5 protein-coding genes are annotated in these 4,712 nt (G+C 71.5%); all 5 read right to left on the bottom strand.

Annotation, left to right across the window (positions count from 1 at the left end; genetic code table 11):
* Positions 1–204, bottom strand: a 204-nt coding sequence (locus tag QMX85_RS23165; protein WP_282344875.1) for a chorismate lyase, incomplete at its 3' end; no start/stop codon positions are given.
* Positions 205–235: 31 nt separating this feature from the next.
* Positions 236–760 (bottom strand): Mpo1-like protein, encoded by a 525-nt coding sequence (locus QMX85_RS23170; RefSeq protein ID WP_282344877.1) that lies wholly within the window; start codon positions 758–760, stop codon positions 236–238.
* Between the two features lie 127 nt (positions 761–887).
* On the bottom strand, positions 888–2,453 hold the full coding sequence (locus tag QMX85_RS23175; RefSeq protein WP_282344879.1) for a methyl-accepting chemotaxis protein: 1,566 nt from the start codon (positions 2,451–2,453) through the stop codon (positions 888–890).
* Between the two features lie 149 nt (positions 2,454–2,602).
* Positions 2,603–4,465 carry an exodeoxyribonuclease V subunit alpha gene (recD, locus tag QMX85_RS23180; RefSeq protein ID WP_282344880.1) on the bottom strand — a complete coding sequence of 621 codons (1,863 nt, stop codon included), beginning with the start codon at positions 4,463–4,465 and terminating at the stop codon, positions 2,603–2,605.
* Positions 4,462–4,712 (bottom strand): hypothetical protein (locus tag QMX85_RS23185; RefSeq protein ID WP_282344882.1); only part of this gene is annotated, 251 nt, incomplete at its 5' end. The genes recD and QMX85_RS23185, both read right to left, overlap by 4 nt.

The following is a 4,712-nucleotide window of genomic DNA, read 5'->3' on the forward strand; positions in this document are numbered from 1 at the left end:
CGCCGGCGGGCCCCCCCCGGGGGCCGGGGCCGTCGGGCGCAGCGCGCGGCCCGCCAGGGCGGTGAGGCGACGGGTCAGCGAACCCTGGTCGAACAACCAGTCGCGCACGGCGGCATCGGCGGCGGGTGGCAGCTCGGCAGCGCCGAGCCAGCGGGGGGAAGGAGCGGAAGAAGGGATCGACACGGCAACCTGGGCGAGATTCAAAGCGCGAAGTCTACCCGAACTGGCGGTCCGCTCAGGCGGTGGCGTCGCGCCGGCGGACATGCGTCGGCCCGGCGCGCTCTTCGATCTGCCGCTCGACGTCCTTGCGCAGGCCGAGCAGGAAGGCCAGCTCGGCGACCACGAACAGCGGGCCGACCGCCAGGCCCATGAGGTCATCGACGAACGCCGGCTTGCGCCCCTCGTAGTAATGGCCGACGAACTGAATCACCCAGCCAACGAAGAACAGCCCGAGCCCGGCGCCCAGCCACAGTGCGGTGCCCTGCATCGCCAGCGCCGCGCCGGCGGCCAGGCTGAGTAGCAGCAATACGCCCATGGTCAGCCCGAAGCGCAGGTCCAGGCGCAGGTAGAACAGCCCCGTCACCAGCGCCAGCAGCGCCGCCGGCGACAGCCACAAACCGCCCAGCAGCAGGCCCGGCCGCGACAACAGCACGGCCACCGCGACCACGATCAGGGGGATACCGACGAAATGGGTGAGGATGTTGCGCTTGTCGCGGTGGTAGTCGGCGTATTGGGCCAGGTGATCGACGAGGGTTTTCATTGTTGTTGTCCTCAGGATTGAGCGTCGATGATGCGCAAGCCCCAGGCAGACGGCAAGCGGACCTGCCGGCCCGGTCACGGTCTCGCGCCGCGCAGGCCGAACGCCCGCACACGCGGCGATCGGGTTCTCAAGGCTCGGGGCGATAGCCCAGGCGCAGCCCGCCCCAGTGCCGGCCCAGCACGCGGATCGGCACCGAGAGGTCGTGCATCAGCTCGCCGGTATCGCGCATGTAGGTCTGCAACAGCAGGCGCTGCTGGTGGCTGCCGCAGCGGCGTCCGGTTCGGTCGTCGAAGATCCGCTTGCTGCGGCTGCGCAGCATGTCCTGCGCCGGGTCGCCGGTGGGCGCATGGCTGAAGGCGCGGTTGTGCGTCGGCACGTAGCCCTCCGGGGTGCTGGCGATGGCGAACACCAGGCCATCGTGACGCGCCAGCAACGGCTCCTGGATGGCCGGCAGCACGTCGTCGCTGTAGCTGTCGAAACGGGTGCGGTAGCGCGCCGGATTGCTGCCGGCGACCAGCCGGTAGTTGCGGTCGAAGAGGTCGTCGACGCTCAGCTTGCCGGCGGCGATATCCGCCTCGAACCGCGCCGCGATGGCCGCCGCGCCCTCCTGCGCGAGGTCGAAAATGCGCTGGTGATAATCGTCCAGGCGCACCTCGGCGAGTTGCTCGCTGACCGCCTCGGCCTGGCCCACCAGTTGAGTCGCCGCCTCGCCGAGCTGGCGCGTCTGCGCATCGCTGGCGTGGGCGTCGGCGCGCAACTGCGCCAGCGCCTCGAACAGTTCCACCAAGCGCTGCTGGTTGTCCTGGGTGCCGGCGGCGATCTGCGCCACCTGCGCCTCGACGTCGCCGGCCAGCCCGGCGATGCCGGACAGCTGACGGCCGGTCTGCTCGACCTGCCCGGCCGCTTCGTCCAGCTCGCTGGCCTGCTGCTGGATATGGTTGACCACCGCTTCGCTCTGCTGACGGATGTCGGCGACCATCTGGCCGACTTCCCCGGTGGCCTCGGCGGTGCGTGCGGCGAGGTTGCGCACCTCGTCGGCGACCACCGCGAAACCGCGCCCGGCCTCGCCAGCGCGCGCCGCCTCGATGGCCGCGTTGAGCGCCAGCAGGTTGGTCTGGCTGGCGATGGACTGGATCACCGCGGTGACCTGGCCGATCTGCTCGGTACGCGCGCCGAGCCCGGCGATCAGCTCGCGGCTGGCGGCGGTCTGCGCGCTGAGCTGCTGCATCCGGCTGATCGCCTGCTGCAGCTCATGCTGCCCGCTGTCGGCGCTCTGGCGCACGGCCTGCGCGGCTTCCAGCGTATGCCCGGTACGCTGCGCGCTGTCCTCGCCGGTGGCCGTCATCGCCTCGGCGCTGGCGGCCAGCTGGTCCACCGCGGCCATTTGCGATTGCAGCTTGCCGGCCAGTTGCTGCACGCCGAACGAGACCTGGGCGGCATACAGCGCGTTGTGGCTGGTGTGCCGCGACAGGCTCTGGCTGAGCGCGCTGAAGTCGGTCGCCGGCTGTGGCGCGGCGCTCCCTTCCGCCGGACGCTGCCAGGGACCCAGCCACGGCCACAGCGCCAACAGCAGCGCCGCCGGAATGCTCAGCCACAGCGGCAACGCCCAGGATTGGTAGACGACGACAAGCAGGATCAGCCCGGTCGCGTGCAGCAGGCAGGCGACGGGGTGGCAACGGTAGCTGGATGACATGCGGCGTTCTCGTTGTTATTGACCGGTCATGCCTGCATTTAGGCAGTTCTCGCGCGGCCACGCCATCGCCGAATGGTCGTAACGACGCTGAACTTTGTTATCGGCCGCCGCGCCGCGTAGTTGAGCGGCGCCGCTTGCCACCGGTCTTCTCAGAAGAGGTCCAGTTGGCCTTGGTCGGGCGTTGCCGGCGCAGCCTCCATGGGCACGTCCTCGCGCGCCAGCCGCCGGGCCAGGCCGGCCGCGCGTTCGGCGCGGGTTTCCACCGCGTCGAGCAGGCGCGCCGGCAGGCCCCAGATGTCCACGCGGTGCTTGGCGCGGGTGATGCCGGTGTAGAACAGCGCGCGGGTCAGCAACGGGCTGGGCAGTTCGGGCAGCGCCAGCAGCACCTCGCCGAACTCCGAGCCCTGGCTCTTGTGCACGGTCATGGCGAACGCGCTGTCGTGGCTGGGCAGGCGCGCCGGGGCGAAGGCGCGATAGCCGTCCTCTCCCTCGAAATGGACGCGCAGGCCGAATTCACCGTGCAGGCCGAATTCACCGTGCAGGCACAAGCCGATGTCGCCATTGAACAGGCCGAGGGCGTAGTCGTTCTGCCGCACCATCACCGCGCGGCCGGGATACCAGCGTTCGCGCTCGGGCAGGCTCAGGCGGCGCTTGATGCGCGCTTCCAGCGCCTCGTTGATGCCCGTCACGCCCCACGGCCCCTCGCGCTGCGCGGTGAGCGCGCGGAAGGCGTTGAACGCGGCGAAAGCCTGCGCTGGGTCGCCGCCACGCGCCGCCTGCAGGTAGGGGCGATACGCCTGGTCGAGGCGCTCCAGCAGTGCCGCCGGGGACGGCTGGTCCTGCCAGTGCAGATCGGCGCGGTTTTCCCGCAGCAGGCTCAGGGTGCCCGTCGCATCGCCGCCGTTGATCCGCCGCGCCAGCTCGCCGATGCCGCTGTCGCCGGCGAAACGGTGGCTATGGGTGAGCAGCACCACGGCGTCGCCGAGTTTCGAGCGCGGCGCCTCGACCGCCACGGCCTGGCCGGTGATGCGCTGCAGGTCGGCCACCGCCTGGGCGTCGAAGCCGCGCCCTTCGCAGAGTTCGGCGAACACCGCGCCGGCCTCCACCGCGGCCAGCTGGTCCTTGTCGCCGAGCAGGATCAGCCGCGCGTGCGGCGGCAGCGCGTCGACCAGCTTGGCCATCAGCGCCAGGTCGACCATCGACGCTTCGTCGACCACCAGCACGTCCAGCGCCAGCGGCCGCGCCGCGTCGTGGCGCACCCGGGGCGTATCGCCACGACTGCCGAGCAGGCGATGCAGCGTGCGCGCCTCTTCCGGCAACGCCGCCTTGATCGCGTCGCCCACCGGCAACGCCGCCTTGGCGGTGCGGATCGCCTCGGCCATGCGCGCCGCCGCCTTGCCGGTGGGCGCGGCCAGGCCGATGGCCAGGTTGCCTGCGCCCGACGCGACGGCGCCCGGCTGTTCCAGCAGCGCCGCGAGCAGACGTACCACGGTGGTGGTCTTGCCGGTGCCGGGGCCGCCGGAGATCACCGACAGGCGCCGACGCACCGCCTGAGCCGCGGCCAGGCGCTGCCAGTCCGGCAGGGTGCCGGCGTTGAAGGCGAACAACCGCGTCAGGCTTTCCCCCAGCGCCGCTTCGTCCACTTCGGGAACATCCGCCGCACGCCGCAGCAACTGCGTGGCGAGCTGCGTTTCGTAGGCGTGGTAGCGCGCCAGGTACAGGCGCTCGCCATCGAGGATCAGCGGCGCGAAGCCACCCGGCGCACCGACCAGCGCGCTGGCCTGCAACTGCGCGCGCCACTCGGCCAGGCCCGGCAGGACGAAGGCGTGCTCCGGCCACGGGCGGCGCCCGGCGCGGCGTTCCAGCAGCAGGCAGACATCGCCCGCCCCCAACGCCTCGGAGCACAACGCGGCAGCGGCCAGCACGGATTCCGGTGCCGCCGGATCGAGGCGGCGCAGGCTGTCGACCAACGCCCGCTCCAGCGGGCCGAGCGGCAGTTCGGCAAGGTTCATTGGCAACCTCCGTAGGGTGCGCCATGCGTACCAGTCGCCACCGCGGTGTTGGCGGTGCGCGCGGCGCACCCTACGACGAGCGGCCATTCGGCAAGGTTCATCGGCAACCCGTAGGGTGCGCCATGCGCACCAGTCGCCACCGCGGTGTTGGCGGTGCGCGCGGCGCACCCTACGACGAGCGGCCATTCGGCAAGGTTCATCGGCAACCCGTAGGGTGCGCCATGCGCACCGGTCGCCACCGCGGTGT

Origin of the sequence: Pseudomonas sp. PS02288, assembly GCF_029959715.1 — a bacterium.
In the GTDB taxonomy this organism is placed as follows: Bacteria; Pseudomonadota; Gammaproteobacteria; order Pseudomonadales; family Pseudomonadaceae; genus Pseudomonas_O; species Pseudomonas_O kuykendallii.

Coding starts and splice junctions, on each gene's coding strand:
- recD (WP_282344880.1), bottom strand. CDS start 4,465: ATGAACCTTGCCGAACTGCCGCTCGGCCCGCTGGAGCGGGCGTTGGTC.
- QMX85_RS23170 (WP_282344877.1), bottom strand. CDS start 760: ATGAAAACCCTCGTCGATCACCTGGCCCAATACGCCGACTACCACCGC.
- QMX85_RS23175 (WP_282344879.1), bottom strand. CDS start 2,453: ATGTCATCCAGCTACCGTTGCCACCCCGTCGCCTGCCTGCTGCACGCG.